Consider the following 22,819-nt stretch of genomic DNA (forward strand, 5'->3'; position numbering starts at 1 on the left):
CCCCTCGAGCGCCGAGCAGAATCTCGCCGAGATGGCGCAGCGGCTCGAGGCAGCACTGCGCCGGCCCACCGGCGAGACGGTCGCGCCTCCCGTTGCGCCCGAGCCGCCCGCACCCGCGGCGCGCCCGTCGCGCAACGAGACACCTGCCCCGGCGGCGCCCGCGAAGACGAGCTTTGAAAATCTCGAAGACGAGATGGCCTCCCTGCTCGGCCGTCCGAAGCCGCCTTCGTGAGACGTTCGGCTTTCCCGCGTAGAGTTTTTTTCCTTCCTGTCCTGATCGGCGCCGCTCTCCTGGCGGCGCCTGCGCATGCGCAGGACATCAGCATCAATCTCGGCGGCCAGGGCGGCGGGGGCGTCACCGAGCGCGCAATTCAGCTCATCGCGCTGCTCACGGTATTGTCGATCGCACCGTCGATCCTGATCATGATGACGTCGTTCACCCGCATCGTGGTCGTGCTGTCGCTGCTTCGCACCGCCATGGGCACCGCGACGGCGCCGCCGAACTCGGTGATCATCGCGCTCGCGATGTTCCTCACCTTCTTCGTGATGGGACCGGTCCTGCAGAAATCCTACGACGACGGCATCAAGCCGCTGGTCGCCAACCAGATCGGCGTCGAGGACGCGCTCCAGCGCGCCTCAGTTCCCCTGCGCGGCTTCATGCAGAAGAACGTGCGCGAGAAGGACCTCAAACTCTTCATGGACCTCTCCGGCGAGCCGCCGCCGGCAACCCCGGACGAGCTCGCACTCCGCATCCTCATTCCCTCGTTCATGATCTCGGAACTGAAGCGCGCCTTCGAGATCGGCTTCCTCCTGTTCCTGCCCTTCCTGATCATCGACCTCGTCGTCGCCTCCGTCCTGATGTCGATGGGCATGATGATGCTGCCGCCAGCGGTGGTGTCACTGCCGTTCAAGCTGATCTTCTTCGTGCTGGTGGACGGCTGGTCGCTGGTCGCAGGAAGCCTGGTGCAGAGTTACGGGGGGTGACGCCTCACACCGAGGTCGCCTACCCCTTGACGTCATACTGCTTGCTGAGGTGATCGCCGATCTGCACCAGCATGGCGACGCATTCGGGGTAGCCGGGCTTGTCGATGGTGGACTGGTCGGATTCGTCGCGGAACTCCCAGCTGTTGCCATCGCGGAGAACGATGATCTTCATGCCCTCCGAACAATCGGCATGGACCTTCAATTCGGCTTTCGCCATGGCGATCAATTCGGCTTCGGTCTTGACGGGCTTGCTCATGTCCACGCTTCTCCCGGCATCGGCGCACGACGGCAAATTGCCGCGTTGGCGGACGGCTGTCGAGAGGCCTTGGCAAACGGTCTAGCGGGCCATCTTGATCTGCCTCACGGGCGGGATCGAGGGCAGCGAGCCGGTGTGATCGGTCTCGTCCTTGGCCTGCGGCGGCATGGGCGCGCGAGCGGTGGCGTCGGGGAAGCGCTGCTTCATCTCGCGCAGGAAGCCGTCGAGCGTGTCGACGCTGGCAGCGAGCTTTGCGATCTCAGCGAATTCGGCGCTGGAGGCAGCCGCCGGCTTGCTCGCGATATCGAAGGCAAGTCGGTCCGAGCTCTCGCTCATCAAGGGCGCGTATTTCTCGCGGAAGCGCGACAGCCCGATCGCATCGTCGGCGAGCGCGTAACCGACGGCGGCGCGGATCACGTCACTCTTCTCGACCGCGTTGAGCGGCTTGAAGTCGCGAAAACGCTCGCCGTAGTAGAGCTCGATCTGCTCGGCGGATTCGCGCCAGCGCCGCGCCGCCCAGAAGATGTCGGAGCGCAGGCGGATGGCCTCGCGACCGGCGACGTTGGAGACGATGTCGAGCGCGAGGTCGTGGCGGCCGACGTCGCTCTGCGCGCGCGCCTCGAGCAAGAGACGCTGCTGGCGCAATTCGCCGGAGAGGTCACTGATGCGGCTCGCGCGCAGCGCCGAGATCGCCATGTCGGGCTTGCGGTTGGCGAGATAGACCATGGCAAGGCGGGCCGCAACCTGCGCGCGCGCAGCGCCTTCGAGGCGATGGTCGACCTGGTATTGCAGGAGTTCGGCGGCCTGGTCGAGCAGGTCGATGGACGCCAGGCGATCGGCCAACTTGCGGATCAGCTCGTCCCCGCGCCGGCCGATCGGCGTCAACTCGCGGAACTCGTAGAACATCCCGAGCGCCTCGATCGGTGGAAGATCGTCGCCTTTCGAGCTCAGGAATATCTGCGCGAACAGCTCCTGCGCGAGATCTTGGGCCTGCCGCGAAGCTTCCGCATTCGGCTGCAGCTTGGTCGCGGTGCGCGCCGCGGCGAGCGCATCCCGGTAGCGGCCCATGTCGGCATACATCCGGGCCAGCAACTGGAGCGTCCTCACCTCGATGGCATCGCCGCGCCAGGTCATCGCCAGCGTCTCGAGCTCACGCAGCGCGTCGTCCTTGGTGATCTCGTCGCGCTTCTGCCGCAGCGCGACCTCGAGCTGCTTGGCCTCGGCGGCGGCCGGCCGGTCGTCCGAGTCGACCGCGAACTTGTAGTCGTCGAGCGCGTCCTTGTCGTGACCGAGCGCTTCGGCGAGCCGGCCGCGCAGCACCGCGAAGGACGGCGCCATCTCCGGCGGCACGCCGACGACCTCGAGCTCGCTGCGCCGCTTGGAGGCGCCGGCATAGTCCTTCACCTCGAGCGAAGCCCGCATCGCATCCATCGTCACGATGCGCTGAACGTCGAGCGGCAGCGAGGCTATGGCGAACTCGACGTTCTTGAACTTCTCGCGTGCATCGGCCCACTTGCCCTGGCGTGCATAGGCGAGCGCCTTCCAGAGCTGCGAATCGTGGCTATTGCCGATCACGGGATTGGCGAGATCCTTCAGCCCCTGCCCGGGACGGCCGATCAGGATGCTCGCGATCGCGTGCATGATCAGCGCCGAGGATTCCTCCTTGTTGAGGGGATCGGCCAGCATGACGTCGGTCATCGCCTTGGCCTCGTGATACATGCCGCGCGACATGTAGAAATGCGCAAGATCAAGCCGTGGGATCGAGCGTTGCGCCGGCTCGGCCGCCGCGATCGCGTTGACCAGCGCGCTCTGCCTGTTCATGAACAGCTCGGACTGGCCCTTGCGCCATTCCTCGATGTTGAAGACCGGCCGCACCGCGGTCGGCGCGCGCTCGGCGGAGACGTCGACCGGCGAGAGCGTCAGCCCGCCCTTCTTGCCGAGGATCACCTTGTCGGAGCCGACCTCGACGCCGACCTCGTCGGAGTTCGGACGAATGGCGATGCCGTGCGCGGATTCGAGCAGCGAGAGGTCGACCAGGTCCTGCCGCTTGATGAAGCCGCGAACCGGCCGCGGCGTGGTGACGACGTAGAGCGTGTCGCCGGCGTCGGGATCGGTCAGCTTGTGCAGCATGCCCGGATTGGCGAAGGGGATCGCGATATTGGCGAGCGCGGGGTCCGTGATGTTGCGCATCATCATCAACGGCAGCGGGGTCGCCTGGATCTTGTCGGCGAGCGTCAGGAGCCAGTTGGTCTCCTTGCCGTTCTCCTCGCTCGACAGCGAATAGACCAGCGGCCGGTTGAGGCGGATGCGGATCGCCTGGCCCTTGTCGAGCGGCGTGCGGCTGACCTCGCCGATCATCGCACCACCCTTGGCCCGGATCGGCTCGACGTCGATGGCTTTCTGCGTATCGAATACCAGCCAGACGGTGTCGCCGCGGCGGAAGGCGGCGGCGGGCGTTGCGACGGAGAGCGGGAACGTCACGCGCAGGCCGTCGCTGTCGCGGCGGGCATCGACGCTTGGCGCGGTCTCTTGCGAGACGGCCGGAGCCGGCGCCCCGACCGGTGCGGCTTTCGCCACGTCCTTCGGCGCCTCCTTGACCGGCTCCTTCGGCGCTTCGGCGGCCACCGGGGCCACGGGTTTTGGCGCAGCAGCCGGCGCTGCGGCTTCGGCGGCCGGAGGCGCAGGTTTCGGTGCCTCGGCCGGATGCGCAATTTCAGCTGCGACGGGCTCGGACGCGGCCGGTGCAAGCTTCGGCACCTCGGCAGCCGGCGGCGCGCCCGCGGTCTCCGGCTTCACGTCGATCTTGGCCTCGCGCGCGATGGTCTCGGAGGTCGGAGGCTTGATCTCGCGCGGCATCTCCTTCTCGGCCGCCGCGTGCGATCCAGGGGGCGCGGCCGGCTTTGCCGGCGCCAGAACCTGCTCGGCCGTCGTCGCGGACTTGTTCTTGTCCGGCTGGAAGGCGACGTCGGCGACATAGTTCTTGTCGTCGCGGAAAGAGTGCACGTCGGCCTCGCCGATCAGCGCGATCTCGATATTGGTCTGGTCGATGTCGGCCTTCTGCTTGATCGAGGCCACGTTCGGGGGGGCCGCCACGACCGCGTCTGCAAGATCGAAGTTGAGATTGGCGTTGAAGGCGAGCGTCAGCTTCTGCTCGTTGAGCACCGAGGAGACGGCGACGCCGTCGGGCATCTCGAAGACGAAGCGCACGAAGGTCGGCTGAACCGAGGCGCGGACGCGGATCGGCGGGCGCTTCTTGGTCTCGGCGGCCACACGCTGGGCACGCAGCGCGCGCTCGGCGGCGCGCGCACGATCGGAAAGTTCCTTCACCACGTCCATCGGCAGGCTCGGCGGCGCGCCCTTCCAGCCCTCGGGCAGAAGGTCGACGAAGGTCCGCTCGCCGGCGTTCATGGTGTTGACGGTGACGCGGCGCGCCAGCGACAGCCGGATCGCTGCGCCGTCGGGATCGCGCCGCGCGGAGTTGACGTAGTCGGGAGCGCCTTCCGGAATGCGATCGACCGGTATATCGACCGGTCGCTCGAAGCGGATGATGAGGATCGAGCCCGCGGTCGTCACCTCGGAGGAAACATCCTCGCCGAGCTTGATGACAAGGCGCGCAAAGCCCCCGCCGGCGGAGAAGGTCGCCTCACCCCGCACCGGCTGGGCGCGCGCGGGCGAAGCCAGGCCCACCAACAAGCAGGCGGCCAGTGCGGACAGCGCGCGGACACGACGGCGCGCAGCCGGCGCCGAGGTCAACACCAAGGCCCGGGCTCGCGACCAAAATCCAGCGGCAGCCTGTCGCGCCATTGGCGGCATTTCATCCAGTCCGACGATTCACGCCGGCGATGGGGGCCGGCCTGTGCCCCCGACTTTAAGGTTTCGCCAATTAAGGACTTGTTAATGCTGTCGGATTGATTTGACTTGCGCTCGCTGCGCCGCACCACCGTTCCCGAAGCAGCCAGCCCGGGCCTTCCAGCGTAGGGGTAATTCGCGCCATCGGTCTCACGTCCGGAGAGCGCCGCCCCGGCCGCCATTCTGCTATAGTGCGAACATGACGATCGGGATCGCCGGACCCGGCCAGAAGGCGCCGCGGCGCAGTGCTGCGGCAGGGTTCACTATCGCGGCCATCGCCATCGTCATGGGTCTGATCCTGCTCGCTCTCGTGAGCGACGTCCTGGTCGACTGGATGTGGTTCGCCTCGGTCGGCTACACGCAGATATTCTGGATCACGATCGGCGCCAAAACCGCTGGCTTCATTGTCGTTTTCGCCGCGACTGCCACCATCTTGTGGCTGAACGCGCGGATTGCGCTTGGTCTTGGCGGGCGGCGAACCCGATTGCCTGCGGCCTTTGTTCCAACACTTGCGGCCGCCGCGGCTCAGCCTGATCCGCTTGAATTCCTGCGCGAGCGGCTGCCGTGGCGCGGCGTGATCGCCGCCAGCAGCGGCCTCTTTGCCTTGCTTGTCGCCTGGGGCGAGGTCGGCAACTGGGGCACGCTGCTCCGCTTCATCTATCAGGTGCCCTACGGTAGCAACGATCCCCTGTACGGCAAGGATATCGGTTTCTACCTGTTCTCCCTGCCCGCGTTCGTAGCCATCAAGAACTGGGCAATGCTGACGCTCATCATGAGCGCACTGTTCGCCGGATTCGTCTATTGGGTGCATGGCGACATCGAGGACCGGGCCCAACGAATGTCGCCGGCGGCGATCTCCCACGGTTCGGCACTGCTTGGGCTTTTCTTCGGCATGAAGGCGTGGTCCTACGGCCTCGACCGCTACCACCTGCTGTTCGGCGACAACGGCGTGGTGGTCGGCGCAGGCTATACCGACGTCAACGTCGAATTGCCGGTCCTGTGGATCCTGATCGCGCTGTCGATCGTCGCTGCCTTGGCCGCATGGGCGAACCTGTGGGTCCGCACCTACCGCCTCCCCACCGCCGCAATTGCGCTGCTGTTCGGCGCCGCTTTCCTGCTCTCCGGGATCATCCCCGCAGTTTTTCAGCGCTTCTACGTCAGGCCCAACGAGCTGGACTGGGAGCGTCCCTACATCGCACGCAACATCGCGCTGACCCGGGAGGCCTACAATCTCAATCGGATCTCGCCCAAGCCATTCCCTGCGGAGCAGACCCTGACCTTCGGCACGCTCGAAGCCAACAAGGCCACGATCGAGAATATAAGGCTGTGGGATTGGCAACCCTTGGCCGACACTTACGCGCAACTTCAGGAGATCCGCACCTACTACAAGCTGCGCAACCTCGATGTCGACCGCTACTGGCTCGGCGGCACCTACCAGAGCGTGATCCTCTCGGCGCGCGAGCTGAATTCCGAGCTGCTGCCGCCCAACGCGCAGACCTGGGTCAACCGCCACATCCTGTTCACCCACGGCAATGGTGCGGTGCTCAGTCCGGTCACCCAGAAGAGCAGCGAAGGGCTTCCGCTCCTCTACCTGCACGATGTTCCTCCAGTTGCGCAGGGAGGTCCCGAGATTCGCGAGCCGCGCATCTACTACGGGCAGCAGACCGAGGACTACGTCATCGTCAAGGCAACCGTGCCGGAGTTCGATTACCCCAAGGGAAAGGACAACGTCTACGCGTCCTATGACGGTGCCGGCGGCGTCCCGCTGTCGAGCATGGTGCGGCGACTGATCTTCGCCCACTATTTCAACGACGTGAACCTGTTTCTTTCAGATTACGTCGGCGACGGCAGCCGGATCATGATCCGGCGCAACATCCAGGAGCGGGTGAGCACGATTGCGCCGTTCCTGATTCTGGATCGCGATCCCTACCTTGTCGTCAGCGAGGGCCGGATGTTCTGGATTCAGGACGCCTACACGACCAGCGAATATTTTCCCTATGCGCAGCGCGCGTCCGGCTCCAACAATCTCAACTACATCAGAAATTCGGTGAAGGTGATCATCGATGCCTATAACGGTACCGTCGACTTCTATCTGATGGACCAGGCAGACGCGATAGCCGCGACCTATCGTCGAATCTTCCCGGCTCTCTTCAAGCCGTTCACGGCGATGCCGCCCGATCTGCAAAGGCACATTCGCTATCCCGAGGACCTCTTCCTGATCCAGGCCCGGCTTTTCCAAACCTATCACATGGAATCTGCCGATGTTTTCTACAACCGCGAGGACCTCTGGCAATTCCCGCGCCAGCCGGCCGGCGATGGCGTCTCTTCACTGGACGGCACGACCGCGATGGCGCCCTACTACATCATCATGCGACTGCCTGGCGAAGCGCAAGCCGAGTTCTTTCTGATGATCCCGATGGTACCGAGCCGCCGCGACAACATGATCGCATGGCTCGCCGCACGCTGCGACGAGCCCGGCTATGGCAAGCTGATCGTGTACGAATTTCCCAAGGAGAAGCTGGTCTACGGACCGTTTCAGATCGAGGCACGCATTCATCAGAACACGGAGATCTCCCAGCAGATCTCGCTGTGGAACCAGATGGGCTCGCGAGTGATCCGGGGAAACCTGCTCGTGATCCCCATCGAGAACTCGATCCTTTACGTGTCGCCGCTATATCTGCGAGCCGAGCAGGGTCATTTGCCGGAACTGAAACGGGTGATTGCCGCCTATGGCGAGCACGTCGTCATGAAGGAAACGCTCGAGGAAGCCTTGTGGGCGCTCTTCGCGAACAGCGGGCCCACAACGACGGCACCGGGTGGGACCGCGGAGTTGCCCAGCGAAGGAGCCGCGGCGGCACGCGCGCAGGAGGCGCTCACCCACTACGATCAGGCAATGGAGCGGTTGAAAACCGGTGATTGGGCAGGCTTCGGCAAGGAGGTCGAGGCGATGCGCCGCCTGCTGGAAGAGATCCGCCGGCAACCCGGCGGTCCGTGAGGGGTCTGGCCCAGTGACGCCCGTCATTCCTCGGCCGCCAGGGGAGCCCTGGTCTCAGCAGACGATATTCTTATTTTTAGGGCGGAAGGAATGCTGCGTTCTCGGCTCCTGTCGGTCGCACGAACAGCAAGCGGGATCGCACGGATATTTGCGCGTCCGCCTTGCCGTCCTGGCCGATGATTTTGACTTTGCAGGACGTCGCGCGCTGAACACTGGGCACTTGCTTCACGCGCCCACAGCGCGGCGTGTGCGAGACAGAACATCACGAGGAGAGTACCGCTACGTTGCCGTCGTATTCGACTGCGCAGCGTGGCATGGCAACGGACTTCTTGGCCAGCGGTGCGGCCCACAGTCTTCTGAAAAACAAAGACCCGCCCCCGAGTATGGGGAAGAACGGAAGGCTTTAAGAGTTGGAGGCGGGCCTTAAGGGCAAACTTATTCCAAAGCAACGAGCGGAGTCCGTAAGCCAGCGCCCGTCACGTCATGACGCAGGTGAAATCTAAGCACCATCGAACCCGCTTGAATACCGGATTTTGATACCTCGACGGTCGCAGTCCAGTTTGCGAATGCCGCTTCTACTGCACGCCGTAGCGCGCGAAGTCGTCGGCGATCCCGGGCTGAATTGTCTCTGCCGCCACGATATCGGCATCACCGCCTGCCTTGTCGCTTTGCCTGAGCCGGGCGAGGCCGCGCCCATAAAGCGCGCTCGCCAGCTTCGGCTCGAGCCGCAGCGCTGAGTTATAGTCATCCATGGCTGCAGCGAGCTGGCCCATCTTCAGGAAGACCAGAGCACGCGAATCGTATGTGGCCGCATTGCCCGATCCCGATTGAAGCGCCTTGTTACAGTCTTCGAGCGCAGCCTGCAGAGTGCCCAGCATGGTCCGGGCCCAACAGCGTCCGCTCCACGCGCCCGCCAGATCTGGCCGCAAACGGATGGCCTCGTCGTAGTCTCGCGCCGCGCGATCGTACGCGTTCTTTCGAAGGTTAGCCTCTGCACGGTTCGCGAAGGCCTCGCCGTAGCCAGGATTGAGCTTGATGGCCTCATCCAGAGACTCGATCGCGAGGTCGTATTCGCCTTTCATCAGATGGGCCACACCGCGGTTGTTGAAGGCCTTGGTGTAGCCCGGGTTGAGCTCGATCGATTGATCGAAATCGTGGATGGCGCGATCATAGCGTCCCGTTTCGGCATAAGCGTTGCCACGATTGTTATAGGCGATGGCCAAGGCCTTCGTCGCGTTTCGGTGCGCATCGATGAACGCGGTGCAACCATCAATTCGTGCTTCGAGCGATGCGCGCGCGACGCTGTTGCACAGCTCAATCGTCTTGAGATAGCTCCCCTCCTGCTTCGGCGCCTGCGCCACCGCCGGCAGCTCCAGCAATAGCAAGATGAGACCAGACGCCACGACGCCGGTGATGGCTCCGGTCGCACTCGGCTTCATATCAGTATCCCCGATCACGAATTAGGGAAATTTCTGTCCCTGGTGAAAGGCTTCTAGCACCGTCGGCAGATGTTCAAGTTGAGCTTGCGGTCGGCTTTCTGTTCAGATGGCCCAGTGGAACCGGCGGATTTCTTTGTCATCTTGCTCTTGCCCTCTTCGATGAGGGTAGAGAATTTCACCGACCCGTTGTCGGAGATCTCGACATGGGGCGTGGTGCCTCTGATGCCCATTGTGGCGACCGGGGTGTCGATCTTCATGTCACCAGTTTTCGCGACCTTGCCGGCAACGAAGGTGAACGTGCCTTTTGCGAGGCTGAAGAAAGTCGAATTGGACTTTCCGTTTGGGTCGTAGACGTATTCGTCCAAGGTCATGTGCGCGTTGCTCGACAGATTGAACGAGCTGCCATCGGTAAAGTTGATGCCAACTCGACCGTCATCCCCTGTCCGCAGCACGTCCCCCAGATAGACGAGATCGCCGACTTTCGTCTGATTGGGTTGGGGGGGCACGTTGGCCTGAACAACGACCGCATTCGCGTGTTCGATCGTGACGGAGCCCGTGGCGGTTACGATCTTGCCAATTGGCTTCGAGGAAAAGTTCTGAAGAACGGGCTTGGCGGAATCGACTTGCGCGCGCGCAGCATCGGGCAAAAGGCCGGCGAGCGTCAGAATGAAAGCGGTCACCAATCCGAGTATCGAATATACACGCATGACCTCCCCCTTCATTGAGAAGATCTCCGCCCCAGCCCATGCGGTTTTTCCGAACAAACCTAGTCGAGCGGTATATAATATAATTTAATGGTTGTTAAATCCATCCCGCCGGCTTAATTTTGTTCCACAGATCCGGAATACCGCAGAAAAATTACACTAACTCTCATTTGGAAAAGCAAATCGCTTCGATGGAAGGGGCCGGGTTCGACCACGCGCTGAACGCGTCTCTTTCTTGAATCGACTTGGGTGATCTCGATCAGGATTTCGGCGGGCAAGCCCTGGGCTGCCGGCGCCATGATTGGTTGATCTCGTGGCGAGGGCAGACCAGAACGAAAGAAAAAAGGCGCGCTGAGCCTGAGTTCTCGGCTGACGAGGTCGAAGGCTATGTTAGTTGCGTCCGGCGTAGAGGCCGGAGACGTGACCTCCGTGGTCGCGTCTCCGAAGATAATCGGCACCGTTCACACGGCGATCGGTTGCGGCATCTTGAGGCGTGCGAGCGGCATCGCCACCCAAGTCATGGTTGGCGATCCACTCCGCCCCGGTGATGTGATCGAGACGGCCGCCGACGGGCAGATCGGCATCCGCTTCATTGACGACACCTTTTTCAACCTCTCCAGCGGCGCGCGCATGGAGCTGAGCGAATTCGTCTGCGATCTCGACCGCACCTCGTGCTCGGCCGTGTTCACGATATCCAAAGGCACCTTTGCTTTCGTTGCCGGGCGGTCGGCAAAGAGCGGTGCCCTGACGCTCGATACTCCCGTTGGGAGCATTCGCGGCCGGATCCATACGGGCGGGTTCGGAATGCTGGCGCTCGGAACATTGATGTTCTCGATGTTGAAGGGTGCCGAGGCCGCAGACGCGAATATCACGTTCCTGGACAATGACAGCATCACGTACAAGGACGTCGAGCACGGCGCATTCGAGCTCGTGACCAAGGAGGCGGTTCCGCGACACATCATCGTCGAGGATCCCGGCGAGACGGTCGTGCTCAACAAGGTCGGGTCTTCAGTCAGCGTCAACCAGGTCGTCAATACCCCGGCTCGCATGGAGGAACTCCAGGCGGCGGAGCATGACGTGTGGGCCAATCTCTCGAAGGAGGTCGGGCCAAAGGGATCCGGCACGACTCCCTTCCCGGAGACGCTGCCGCTGGAGCCGATCAATTTCATAGAGTCCGACGCTCCTGCGCAGCTACATTCGCTTCCGATCGTGCTGCCTAGCACCGTCGTCGTTCCCGATAATCCTATCGTTGTTCATTCGCCGCCGACGTTCAATATTCAGTCAGGACTGGTCGAACTCGATACGGTGGTGTTTGACACCTTCACTGCGACCAGCGGCACGTTCAGCGCCAGCAGCACCAGTGGCGCGCCACTGGTTTTCGGTATCAGCGGCGGCACCGCCGGCGACACGGTCGTGGGTGGAGTGACGTATGATGTGTCGAAAGCCAGCACCTATGGCACGCTTTATGTGAACAGCGCCAGCGGCGCTTATACCTTCGTGCCGAACAGCGACGCAATCAACGCGCTGACGACGCCGACGACTGACGATTTCGTCATTACGGTGTCGGACGGCAACCTTACCACTGCTCAGAACTTCACAATCAGCATCGATGGCGTCAATGACGCCGCCATCATTTCCGGCGTCACGACCGGCTCGTCAACCGAAGCGGGCGGCGTTGCCAACGCGGCGCCCGGCGCATCCGCGACCGGCACACTGACCGATAAAGACGTCGACAATACCCCAAACACCTTCACGGTCGTGAATTCCAAGACCAGCACGGCGGGCTACGGCACGTTCAGCGTGACCGCGTCGGGCGTTTGGACCTACACGGTCGACAATACCAACAGCAAGGTGCAGGCGCTCAATGTCGGCGACACCTTGACCGACACGTTCATCGTGAACACGATCGATGGTACGCCGCAGGTCGTGACGATCACCATCCACGGCGCCAATGATGCCGCGATCGTCTCGGGCGACACGACCGGCTCAGTGACCGAGGCGGCCGGCTGCAAGCCGGGAATTCCGACCGCGACCGGTACGCTGACCGACACCGACGTCGACAATACGCCCAACACTTTCGTGCCGGTCGGTTGTCCCGAAGCGGGCAGCTACGGCACCTTCACGATGACGGCGGCCGGCGTCTGGACCTACACGCTCGACAACAGCAACTGCGCAGTTCAGGCGCTCAATGTCGGCGACACATTGACCGACAAATTCACCGTGACCACGATCGACGGCACACCACAAGTGGTGACGATCACCATCCATGGCGCCAACGATCCCGCCATCATCTCCGGCAAGACAGCCGGGTGCGTGATCGAGGCGGCTGGCTGCAAGCCGGGTATGCCGACGGCGACCGGCACGCTGACCGACACCGATGTCGACAATCCGCCCAACACGTTCACCGCGGTGTGCTCACCCAAGGTCAGCGCTGGCGGCTACGGCACCTTCACAATGACGGCAGCGGGCGTCTGGACCTACACGCTCGACAACAGCAACAGTGCGGTGCAGGCGCTCAATGTCTGCGACAAGCTCACCGACACCTTCACGGTGACCACGATCGACGGCACGCCGCAGGTGGTGACGATCACCATCCAGGGCGCCAACGACCCTGCCATCATCCACGGCACCACGACGGGCTCGGTGACCGAGCCGATCTGCAAGACGCCGGAGGCACCGACGGCCACCGGCACGCTCACCGACACTGATGTCGACAATCCGCCCAACCTGTTCACGGCGGTTTGCGCGCCCAAGTGCAGCACGCACGGCTATGGCACCTTCACGATGACGGCTGCGGGCGTTTGGACCTACGCACTCGACGAAGACAACTGCGCGGTCCGGGCTCTCAGGGCCTGCGACACGCTGACCGATACCTTCACGATAACCACGATCGACGGCACGCCGCAGGTTGTGACGATTACCATCCACGGCGCAGGCTTCCGGGACCTCGACAGCCCGGCTGCCGCAACGCAAACGGATCCGCCACCAAGCGATGGGACATCGAAACAAGACGGCACAGGGGGCGGAAGCGACGCCAGCCAGCCACCGGCAGCCAGTCCGGACTCAACGAACGATACCGGCCAAATCGACGTGGCCGCCGGCAGTTCCAGCAGCCCGACGACGACCGGCAAGAGCGGGGACGACATCAGCCAGGCTGAAGCGAAGCCTGAAGGCATCAGCGGGTTCGGTGCCAACCATCTCGCCAGCAGCGACCATTTTGTTTTTTCGTTCGCTGCCAATCTGGCCTTCAGCGCAAGGAGCGAGCAAGGCATCGCGCCCATTCAGTCCGCCGCCGATCATTCTGAATGGTCCGCTGCCACACCCGCGCTCCTCGGCTCACATCCTCTCACAGCGCTCGGCGCTGAAGACGTATTTCATTTCAGGAACGAGCTTACCGAGGCCAAAGGCTCGGGCGCTCTTGCGTTCGCGGAACTGCCCCCTACCCCGTCGTTGGTCGATACAAACATAGCACGCCCGGGACTTCTGGGAGCCCAAGCAGTTGAATCGCTTGCGCCTGCGCACGACGCCGCCGCCCCTTTGAATTCGGTCTCTGTTCATGAAGCGAGCGCTCAGCCCGCCTATCACCACGAGTTGATGGTATGAAGATTTTCGACCGGTGGGCTTCTATGGCTTGAGGTTCCGATTGAAACAAAAGTTGATCAAAGATCTGAGGAAAACGTGAATATTCCCCAAAAGTGACTTGATCTTTTCTGCCTCTGTTACCGGCGGATCTGTGGATGGGTAAGAAGTGATGACCGATCAACAATTGGCACTTCATGCGATCAGCGAAGCGCAATCGATCCTCGAAGAATACCTTCAACCGCGACCTCAGAGCACCGAGCGTGTTCTCGATAGACTGATCGAAGTTCTGGAACGTCCCGAGCTCGTCGTTGCTGTAAGCCGTTTACAGCAGCGAAGCGGTTCCTTTGCAGACCAATGACGAACCGGCTCCGATCGGTCGCCCTTGCCGCCTTCGCGACCTGGCTTTTGCCAGCCGGGACACCCGATGCAATGGCGAAGCAACAATGCAGCAGCTCGATACCCTCGTCGACGCAGGGTCGCTGGTGGTCCTATCGCATCATCGATGAACGGAAATGCTGGTACGAGGGCAAGCCTATGCTTTCTAAATCGGAGCTGGAGTGGCCAAAGCGGAATTCGGCACAACCAGCTTTGGCCGCGAACGTGACGGGCTCGGTCGCGGCAAGCCCGAGCAATCCGCTGGACTCGCAAGCATGGGCCGTGGACTACGACACTTTTGAAGCACGTTGGCGCGCTCGGATCGGAAATCGCTGACCCGACCAAACACGCCACCGCATCGGAGTCATCAACGCCTCACAACGTCGCGTGTTGATCGCGAACTGCGGCTGTGCCGCAAGGCTCTTTCAGTGTTGCCTGCCGTTCCAATCCGACGGCGAGGCGCTGTGCTGCCGCGAACAAGCGTCATCGTCACTGTCATCTTCCTCAGCGGGCGGCAATGCATGCTGATGACTCAAGGTCGATGTCCAGGCGGACGTCATCGCCACGATCAGCAGACGATTGATGGCCTCGATTGCGCGGTCTGCTATGGATGAGCAGTAGTTCATCGCTCCCTCCACGCCACTGATTAGCGAATGGCCCCACCCTAGTTCCAGTGTGCGCTGCGCGACTGTCGTCCAGCTCACATTTTGCGCGCGTCAACTCATCGCACGTTCAGAACGAGAAGCGCCGTCTGACTGCATCTGCAACGCGAGGCAGGCTCTTCGTCACTCGCTTCATGCGTGAGGACGGTCTGCGCGGTGAGGTTTGCCGGGCGCACCCGCTCAACCATTGAGATGTTGCAACCGATGAGCGAATCAGAACGAGATAGCGTCGTGACGATCCGATTTCGATTGATCAGGCGGGGGCTCGATCGATGCGCGGGGAAGCCAATTGCATCATATGCAGCAGGGCAAGAGCACTCATAGCTCTCGTTCCAGTCGCCAAAGGGTATGCTCTGAAGGTTTACGAGTGCTCCTGTTGCCATAGCACTCTGAATCTGGTGACGCGTGTCACGAAGGCCGATCTGATCAGGCAACGATGCGGCACGCCGCTTCCCGCCGGGAAGTGGTTCGACGCGACGACTGCCGGGATCGGAGATCGCAGGGTAGACCAGCGCGTCGCGAACTAGACAAACAGTCTGAACGCGCCCTAGCCGAACGACCTCATGATCTGAGACAGCATCGCCGTTACGCCTCGGGTGTACCGGGCGCCGAATAGTTGCTCGTCCACGTAATGAAGCGCGAGGAGAGCAACAAGTGCGGCCATTGCAACTCTCATGCTGAGAAGCATGATCCGCATAAGCTAATGGCGTCTTAATCCATTCTCGCAATCCGTTCTCGCAGTAACCGATGCTGCATTGCGGAAAACGCATCACGGAGGGGAGTGGTGCGCCGAGCGAAGTGTTGTGCGCGCACCAACAACGCCTCGAATTGGCCGCCAACACGCCCGAATCACACACGCAGATTGTCCTCGCCGGGGCTTCGCTTGCGTATTGAGGTTTGCCGGCTCCGCTCCACCGCGATACTTCAGCCCCCAGCCCCATCGCGGTGGAGCGGGAAATCCTCCGTTTCAATTCGGCTTTTGCGTCGGGCGGCCCTCAATCTTGGGCAGATCGGCGGCATCGGCAGAGCGGTCTCCGCCGCCACCGGCGCGGCGGGCCATCTCGACCGTCAGCCGCTCGGCGGCCTCGGGCTGCATCAATCCCATGATGTCCGACATCTTGCGCGGCGCGATCTGCGTCGCGATCTCGATCAGCACGCCCATCTCCAGGCGATCGAACACCCGCGCGGCGTCCTTGGGCTTCATGCCCTCGTACATGGTGACGAGGCCCTTGAGACGCTGAGCTTCCGCCGCCTTCTGCTCGGCTGCGGTGGTGGAGATGCGGGATTCCACCGCCTTCATCTCCTCGACCTTGGACTCGATGCGCTTCTCGGCCGCCTTGAGCAGGCTCTCGCGAATGTCGATCTCGCGCTGGCGTGCTTCGAGCTCCTGGCGACGGTTCTGCAAGCGCTCCAGAATCGCGCGCTCGGCGGGCGAAGTCTGCTCGCGGGATTCTTCCGGCTTGATCACCTGGCCTTCGGGCTTGGTCTCGGGCGCGGCCGGTTTCGGCGCATCTTCCTTGGAAGCCTCCTTCGGCGCGCCGTGCGTCGAGCCGGTGATGTCGGGGTCTTCGCGGCCGGTCGGGAAGTTGAGGTTTTCCTGCGCCCAGGATTTTCTGGTCGTGTTCGGCTGGTAGTCGAACACGTAGCCGCCGTTGATCACGAGGCCCGCGACCTTCAGCATGGCGAGGGCGGCGACTGCGACCAGAACGACGGGAATGACGCGGATGTTACGAAAGGATTTCATGCATCGACTTTATGCGGCAATCCCGTTGGACCTTCTGCGCTCGGAGAATGCTTCGGCAGCCGCCGCCACCGCCTTCGCCGCCGAGGGCTTGACGACGGGGGCTGCGGCAGCTTCCGGATTCGTCACGGGGCGCGCGGCGATGGCGATCTTGGAGAGGCGCCGCACCACGTTGTCGGCCTCGCCGAGCTGGCGATAGAGCTGGTCGGACATCTGCGTTGCGGCGGCGAGCTGGCTGCCGAGATTTTCGTTGACGTCGCGGACAGCGAGCTTCAGCCCCCCGATCGCGCGCTCGGCGATCTCGGTCGCGGTGATCAGCTCGGCGATGACGGCTTTCAGCGAATGCTCGTCCGCCTTCAGCCGCGTCAGCCGCTTGTTGAGCAGGATGCAGTAGCCGATCGTCAGCATCAGGAGGATCGCGACCAGCATCTCGATCGCCATGCCTAAGGAGTGGTTCATGGTGCCTCCATCATCTTGTTCTGCTCGTCGACCTTCTCGAACATCGCAAGTGTCGTACCTGGCTTGCGCAGAGGTTTCGTCACGCGGATCGCGACGCGATCGCCGACGCGTCCCATCCGTCCTTCGGTCAGTGTGACGCTGCCGCAGCGCACGGTCACGTTGGCATCCGCGCGCATGTCCAGCGGCAGCGTGTCGCCGACCTTGAGCCGCATGAGCTGCTTGAGCGGAATGTCGGCCTCATAGAGCACGGCATCGACCGCGATCTCGGCCTGGACGATCTCGGTGGCGAAATGACCTTCCCAGATCGTGTCGCGGCCGAACTTTTCGCCCATGAACATCTGGAGCAGGACGCCCCGGATCGGCTCGATGGTCGCGTAAGGCAGCAGTAGTTCGATGTTGCCGCCACGATCTTCCATGTCGATGCGCAGTCGCACCAGGATCGCGGCGTTTGCAGGACGGCTGATCGCGGCGAAACGCGGATTGGTCTCGAGCCGGTCGATCGTGAAGGTCACCGGCGACAGCGGCCGGAATGCCTGTTCGGCGTCGGCCAGCACCACCTCGACCAGCCGCTTGACCAGCTCGGTCTCGATCGTGGTGTAGGGCCGGCCTTCGATGCGGAGCTGGCTCGCGCCGCGCCGACCGCCGAGCAGCACATCGATCATCGAATAGATCAGGCTGGAGTCGACCACCGCCATGCCGAAGTTTTCCCACTCCTCGGCCTTGAACACCGAGAGGACGGCCGGCAGCGGGATCGAGTTCATGTAGTCGCCGAAACGCACCGAGGTGATGCGGTCGAGCGAGACTTCGACGTTGTCGGAGGTGAAATTGCGCAAGGAAGTCGTCAGCAATCGCACCAGGCGGTCGAAGACGATTTCGAGCATCGGCAGACGCTCGTAGGAGACCATCGCTGAATCGATGATCGCGCGAATGCCGGAATGGTCGTCGAGCGTGACGTCGCCGACGGTGAAGCCGAGGAGATTGTCGATCTCCTCCTGCGAAAGCACCCTCTCGCCTGAATTCTTGCCGTTGCCGAGATCGCGGCTGCCGTCCTCGACCATGGCCGCCCATTGCAGGGCCATGGTCTCGGATAGTTCATTCTCGGCAGCAGCCTTCGCGGCCTCCGCGGGATCCTCGGAATCGAGCGAGGCCTCCCATTGGGCGGCAATCGCATCCTGGTCCATTTGCTCGTTGCCGGCCATGACGCTAGCCCGTTACCTTCCCTGCACCGTCACTGGACCACGACTTCCTTGAACAGCACCGCGCTGACCTGGATCGGCGCGACCGCCGCGTTGACGCGCTTGGTCAGCTCCTCCTTGAGGCGGAAGATGCCGGCGGAGCCATTGAGGTCGGAGGGGCGCAGCTCCCGGACATAGGTCTGGAAGATGTCGGTGACGCGCGGCATCGTCGGCTTGATCGCCTCGATCTGCTTCTCTTCCTTCAATTCGAGCACGATCTTCAGCCGCAGATATTGCACGCGCTCTCCTGGCGCGCCGGCGAGGTTGACCATCATGTCGGGCACGTCGACGAAGGCCGGCGGTTTCGGTGGCGGCGCGGCCTCGGCATGGTGCTCGTCGTCGCCATGACGGAAGAGGAAGAACCAGGTTGCCGCGCCGCCGCCGAGAATGGCGAGCGCTGCGACCGCGATGATGATGAACTTGAGCTTGTTCTTCGGCGGGGCCGCCTCGGTGCCGTCAGTGGCTGCGCCGCCTTCCGCTTCGTTCTCTGCCATGGTCGCCGCGCTCGCTCACTATCAAGGATCTGAGAAAGCGAAGCCTTCTGGTCGGCCAGTGACGCGATACAACTGCCCCAGCGCGCAACGCGCTCCTCATAGCTGCAAACGGTACGGTAATCATGGTTAACAGAACCTTTCGATTGCCCCTGCGCTAGGAAAAATCTGCCGGGCAAACATGGTCAACAGAACCTTTCTGCCGCCCCTCGCTCGCCCCTCCAGAACACCTAAGCGCCTGCGAATGCGTGATTTTCTGCGTTGGCACGGCTTTCGCTGAGGAAAGGCCGAGACCGGACGGTTTGGGAGAGCCCGAAGGTCTCATCGACGGGTCGGCCAAGACGCTTGGGAGAGCGGCGAAGCAGGACCTCCACAGGGGAGAACCATCCGATGCAGAACGCGCTTCTGGTCGGTTTATCGCGGCAGATGACGTTGGAGCGGCAGATGGATGTCATCGCCAACAACGTCGCCAATGCCAACACCAACGGCTTCAAGGCCGATCGCACGCTGTTTGAGGAATTCCTCAACTCCGGCGCGCGTGAGGACAATTTCGTCGGCTCCGACCGCCGGGTCTCCTATGTGCAGGACCGCGGCACCTTCCGCGATGTCGGCCAGGGCCCGATGGAGGAAACCAAGAACCCGCTCGACCTCGCGGTCGACGGCAATTCCTATTTCGCGGTGCAGACCGCCGGCGGCGAGCGCTACACCCGCGACGGCAAGTTCTCGCTCAACAACCAGGGCCAGCTCGTCACCTCGGACGGCAATCTCGTGCTCGGCAATGCCGGCCCGATCACCTTCCAGCCGACCGACCACGACATCAACGTCGCGCCCGACGGCACGGTGACGGTGCTCGAGGGCACCGCCCGCGTCGACTCCATCCGCGGCAAGATCCGCATGGTCGCCTTCGACGATCCGCAGAGGCTCGCCAAACAGGGCGCCAATCTCTACGCCCAGGGTTCCGCGAACCAGCAGGCCGACACCAAGTCCACCGTGCGCCAGGGCTACATCGAGAAGTCGAACGTGAACGCGGTCGGCGAGATGAGCCGGATGGTCGAGGTGATGCGGATGTACACCCAGGTCGCCAACCTGCTGCAGCAGCAAAGTGACATGCACAAATCGGCGATCGAGAAGCTCGCCGACGTTCCAGCGTAACGCCATCAGGAGACGATTGACATGCAAGCGCTTCACACCGCTGCGACCGGAATGGCGGCACAGGAACTCAACGTGCAGGTCATCTCCAACAACATCGCGAACCTGCGCACCACCGGCTTCAAGAAGCAGACCGCGGCGTTCCAGGATCTGATCTACGAGCACATCCGCCGCGTCGGCGCGCAGTCGTCCGACCAGGGCACCATCCTGCCGGTCGGCGTCGATATCGGCGGCGGCGTCAAGACGGTCGGCACGCCGCGCAGCATGACGCAAGGCACGCTGTCGCAGACCGGCAACGACCTCGATCTGGCGGTCTCGGGCGAAGGCTTCTTCAAGATTCTGATGCCTGACGGGACCTACCAGTACACCCGCGACGGCACCTTCCAGATGGACAACCAGGGCCGCATCGTCACCGCGCAGGGCAATCCGGTGCAGCCGACCATCACGATCCCGAACAACGCTTCGGGCCTCACCGTCAACGTGCAGGGCCAGGTCTCGGTGACGCTGCCGGGCTCGTCGACCTCGTCCATCATCGGCCAGCTCGCGCTGACGCGCTTCATCAACAAGGCGGGCCTCCAGCCGGTCGGCAACAACCAGTTCACCGAGACGCCTTCCTCCGGTGCGCCGCAGGACGGCACCGCGAGCTCGGAAGGCTACGGCACGATCACGCAGGGCAGCCTCGAACAGGCCAATGTCGACGTCGTCTCGGAGATGAGCGACCTGATCGCCGCCCAGCGCGCCTACGAGATGAACGCCAAGGTGATCAGCGCCGCCGACCAGATGATGCAATCCACCACGGCGCTGTTCCGCTAGGGAATGACGATGATGCGCAAGACCATCACCACCCTCGCCGCCCTGCTCGCGCTGTCAGCGCCGGCATGGGCCGCCGACGACGGCATCGCGCCGCCGACGCTGCGCGCCAGCATCACCGTCACCTCCGACGTGGTGCGGGTCGGCGATCTCATCGACAATGCGGGCTCCGCCGCACAGATCCCGGTCTATCGTTCGCCTGATCTCGGCACCACCGGCGCGCTGCCGGTCGCCAACGTCCTGAGCGTGTTGCGTGCCAAGCAGGTGATCGGCGTGATGACCGGCGACCTCAAGGAGGTCACGGTCACACGGCTCGCGCGCACGCTTGCCAACAAGGACCTCGAGCTCGCGGTCGCCTCCGCGCTCGAGCGCCGCTTCGGCCTTGGCGACGCCGCCAACATCACGGTCACATTCGATCGCGGCATCTCCGACGTGCGGCTGGACGCCTCCAACACCGGCGCGCTCCAGGCGACCGCCACACGCTACGACGCGCGCAGCGGCCGCTTCGACCTGACCTTCGAGATCAACAACGAGAACAGCCTCGCGCCGACCAAGCTGCGCCTCACCGGCACCGCGATCGAGACCGTGGAGGTTGCGGTGCTGAGCCGCGACATCGACCGCACCGAGATGCTGAAGTCGTCCGACGTCGTGCTGGAGCGCCGCCCGCGGGCGGACGTCCAGGGGGAAGCCGCCTCGCGCGAGCGCGCGGTCGGCATGCAGCTCCGTCATCCGATGCGGGCGGGCACCCCGATCCGCGTCGCCGACATCGCAAAGCCCGACCTCGTGCAGCGCGACCAGAACGTCACCATCATCTACCAGGTGCCGGGCCTCTACCTCACCACCCGCGGCAAGGCGGTCGACAGCGGCTCTGAGGGCGATACCGTATCCGTCCTCAATATGCAGTCCAAGCGCACGCTCCAGGGCATCGTCACCGGCCGCGGCCAGGTCACGGTGCAGGGCGCGAGCCAGTCCGCGCCTGCCGCGCCCGCGGTCGAGCAGACCTCATCGCTCAAGCGCGAGGAGACGCCCTCAGCGGCCGCCCTCGCCCAAAGCCTGATCCAGGCCCCGGTTTCGCCAACCCAGATCGCGCAAGCACAAGCCAAGTCAGAGTAAGTCATGTCCAAGTTCAGTTCCGCGGCCCGTCTTCGTCGTATCGCCCTCTCCGGCGCGCTGCTCGCAACCTTCGCCTTTGCGAGCGGGTGCTCCTCGATCGACCGTCTGTCGCAGATCGGCGAGCAGCCGAAACTGTCCGCGATCGACAATCCGACGACGCAGCCCGGCTACAAGCCGGTGCAGATGCCGATGCCGAAACCGGAAGTCGCCTCCTACAATCCGAACTCGCTGTGGCGCAACGGCAGCCGCGCCTTCTTCAAGGACCAGCGCGCCCATCAGGTCGGCGACCTCCTGACGGTGACCGTGAACATCACCGACAAGGCCAACCTCTCCAACGAGACCCAGCGCAGCCGCACCAACTCCGAGGACTCCGGCATCACGGACTTCATCGGCTCGAAGACGCTCGGCGTGCAGGCGCAGAAGGTGCTGCCCGGCCGCATCCTCACCGCCGACTCCACCGCCTCCAGCGATGGCAAGGGCTCGGTGCAGCGCCAGGAAGCGTTGCAGACCAACGTCGCCGCCGTCGTCACCCAGGTGCTGCCGAACGGCAACCTCGTGGTCGAAGGCAAGCAGGAGATCCGCGTCAACTACGAGATCCGCGAGCTCGTGGTCGCCGGCATCGTCCGCCCCGAAGACATCCAGAGCGACAACACCATCGATTCCACCAAGATCGCCCAGGCCCGTATCGCCTATGGCGGCCGCGGCCAGATCATGGACGTGCAACAGCCGCGCTACGGCCAGCAAGTGATGGACGTGCTGCTGCCCTTCTAAGAGTTTCTTCAAGAGCTCCCACATCTCGTTGTGAACCTAGGCACAACGCGATGTTCTACGCGGCCTCCGGTAGCTCCCCTGCCGGAGGCCGCATGAGTTTTTGGGCGACGCGCCCCGTGCTCAACTGTCATCGCCCGACTTGATCGGGCGATCCAGTACTCCGAGACAGCAGAGATTCAATCGATGGGCCGTGGCGTACTGGAT

Annotated in this window: 17 protein-coding genes and 1 pseudogene; 9 read left to right on the forward strand and 9 right to left on the reverse strand. The window is 63.2% G+C overall.

Annotation, left to right across the window (positions count from 1 at the left end):
• Together SO139_RS29145 and fliP are read left to right on the forward strand one after the other, a co-directional pair.
• Positions 1 to 232: pseudogene (locus tag SO139_RS29145) on the forward strand (flagellar biosynthetic protein FliO); the annotation flags it as partial.
• Positions 229 to 984: a flagellar type III secretion system pore protein FliP gene (gene fliP, locus SO139_RS29150; RefSeq protein ID WP_449377087.1), complete on the forward strand. Its 756-nt coding sequence runs from the start codon at positions 229 to 231 to the stop codon at positions 982 to 984. The pseudogene SO139_RS29145 and the gene fliP, both read left to right, overlap by 4 nt.
• Before the next feature lie 19 nt (positions 985 to 1,003).
• Here the strand turns inward: fliP and SO139_RS29155 are convergent, their stop codons facing one another.
• Positions 1,004 to 1,240, reverse strand: coding sequence for a hypothetical protein (locus SO139_RS29155; RefSeq protein ID WP_449377086.1), 237 nt, complete (start codon positions 1,238 to 1,240; stop codon positions 1,004 to 1,006).
• A gap of 81 nt (positions 1,241 to 1,321) precedes the next feature.
• The gene (locus SO139_RS29160) at positions 1,322 to 5,044 is read right to left on the reverse strand and encodes a tetratricopeptide repeat protein (RefSeq protein ID WP_449377085.1); all 3,723 of its coding nucleotides are present in this window, start codon (positions 5,042 to 5,044) and stop codon (positions 1,322 to 1,324) included.
• A 244-nt stretch (positions 5,045 to 5,288) separates the two neighbouring features.
• On the opposite strand from SO139_RS29160, the gene SO139_RS29165 reads away from it, so the two are divergent.
• Complete coding sequence (locus SO139_RS29165) at positions 5,289 to 8,084, forward strand: UPF0182 family membrane protein (RefSeq protein ID WP_498541053.1); 2,796 nt, start codon at positions 5,289 to 5,291, stop codon at positions 8,082 to 8,084.
• A gap of 575 nt (positions 8,085 to 8,659) precedes the next feature.
• Here the strand turns inward: SO139_RS29165 and SO139_RS29170 are convergent.
• From SO139_RS29170 to SO139_RS29180, 3 genes are all read right to left on the reverse strand, one after another.
• Positions 8,660 to 9,445: a tetratricopeptide repeat protein gene (locus SO139_RS29170; RefSeq protein WP_474800374.1), complete on the reverse strand. Its 786-nt coding sequence runs from the start codon at positions 9,443 to 9,445 to the stop codon at positions 8,660 to 8,662.
• A gap of 131 nt (positions 9,446 to 9,576) precedes the next feature.
• The gene (locus tag SO139_RS29175) at positions 9,577 to 10,245 is read right to left on the reverse strand and encodes a FecR family protein (RefSeq protein WP_449377082.1); all 669 of its coding nucleotides are present in this window, start codon (positions 10,243 to 10,245) and stop codon (positions 9,577 to 9,579) included.
• A gap of 372 nt (positions 10,246 to 10,617) precedes the next feature.
• Entirely contained in the window at positions 10,618 to 11,142 is a 525-nt protein-coding gene (locus SO139_RS29180) for a hypothetical protein (RefSeq protein WP_498541054.1), read from the reverse strand.
• 72 nt (positions 11,143 to 11,214) lie between these two features.
• Between SO139_RS29180 and SO139_RS29185 the strand changes: the two genes are divergently transcribed.
• Positions 11,215 to 13,830: a VCBS domain-containing protein gene (locus tag SO139_RS29185; RefSeq protein ID WP_498541055.1), complete on the forward strand. Its 2,616-nt coding sequence runs from the start codon at positions 11,215 to 11,217 to the stop codon at positions 13,828 to 13,830.
• A gap of 148 nt (positions 13,831 to 13,978) precedes the next feature.
• Positions 13,979 to 14,167 (forward strand): hypothetical protein, encoded by a 189-nt coding sequence (locus SO139_RS29190; RefSeq protein ID WP_449377080.1) that lies wholly within the window; start codon positions 13,979 to 13,981, stop codon positions 14,165 to 14,167.
• A gap of 1,646 nt (positions 14,168 to 15,813) precedes the next feature.
• Here SO139_RS29190 and SO139_RS29195 read toward each other — a convergent pair.
• From SO139_RS29195 to fliL, 4 genes are read right to left on the reverse strand one after another with little or no spacing between them, the layout of a single operon-like run.
• Positions 15,814 to 16,590 carry a MotE family protein gene (locus tag SO139_RS29195; RefSeq protein ID WP_498541056.1) on the reverse strand — a complete coding sequence of 259 codons (777 nt, stop codon included), beginning with the start codon at positions 16,588 to 16,590 and terminating at the stop codon, positions 15,814 to 15,816.
• A gap of 9 nt (positions 16,591 to 16,599) precedes the next feature.
• Complete coding sequence (locus tag SO139_RS29200; protein ID WP_449377077.1) at positions 16,600 to 17,046, reverse strand: DUF6468 domain-containing protein; 447 nt, start codon at positions 17,044 to 17,046, stop codon at positions 16,600 to 16,602.
• The gene (gene fliM / locus SO139_RS29205; protein WP_449377076.1) at positions 17,043 to 18,245 is read right to left on the reverse strand and encodes a flagellar motor switch protein FliM; all 1,203 of its coding nucleotides are present in this window, start codon (positions 18,243 to 18,245) and stop codon (positions 17,043 to 17,045) included. Before fliM ends, SO139_RS29200 begins: the two co-directional genes overlap by 4 nt.
• A gap of 29 nt (positions 18,246 to 18,274) precedes the next feature.
• Positions 18,275 to 18,775, reverse strand: coding sequence for a flagellar basal body-associated protein FliL (gene fliL, locus SO139_RS29210; RefSeq protein WP_449377075.1), 501 nt, complete (start codon positions 18,773 to 18,775; stop codon positions 18,275 to 18,277).
• A gap of 387 nt (positions 18,776 to 19,162) precedes the next feature.
• On the opposite strand from fliL, the gene flgF reads away from it, so the two are divergent.
• The 4 genes from flgF to flgH are packed head-to-tail and all read left to right on the forward strand — an operon-like array spanning position 19,163 to position 22,615.
• Positions 19,163 to 19,924, forward strand: a complete 762-nt coding sequence (gene flgF, locus SO139_RS29215; protein ID WP_449377074.1) for a flagellar basal-body rod protein FlgF — start codon at positions 19,163 to 19,165, stop codon at positions 19,922 to 19,924.
• 21 nt (positions 19,925 to 19,945) lie between these two features.
• Positions 19,946 to 20,734, forward strand: a complete 789-nt coding sequence (gene flgG, locus SO139_RS29220; RefSeq protein ID WP_449377073.1) for a flagellar basal-body rod protein FlgG — start codon at positions 19,946 to 19,948, stop codon at positions 20,732 to 20,734.
• 9 nt (positions 20,735 to 20,743) lie between these two features.
• Positions 20,744 to 21,844, forward strand: a complete 1,101-nt coding sequence (gene flgA, locus SO139_RS29225; protein ID WP_449377072.1) for a flagellar basal body P-ring formation chaperone FlgA — start codon at positions 20,744 to 20,746, stop codon at positions 21,842 to 21,844.
• 3 nt (positions 21,845 to 21,847) lie between these two features.
• Complete coding sequence (flgH, locus tag SO139_RS29230; protein WP_449377071.1) at positions 21,848 to 22,615, forward strand: flagellar basal body L-ring protein FlgH; 768 nt, start codon at positions 21,848 to 21,850, stop codon at positions 22,613 to 22,615.
• Positions 22,616 to 22,819: the final 204 nt, after the last annotated feature.

The organism is Bradyrhizobium sp. UFLA05-89, from assembly GCF_059803475.1.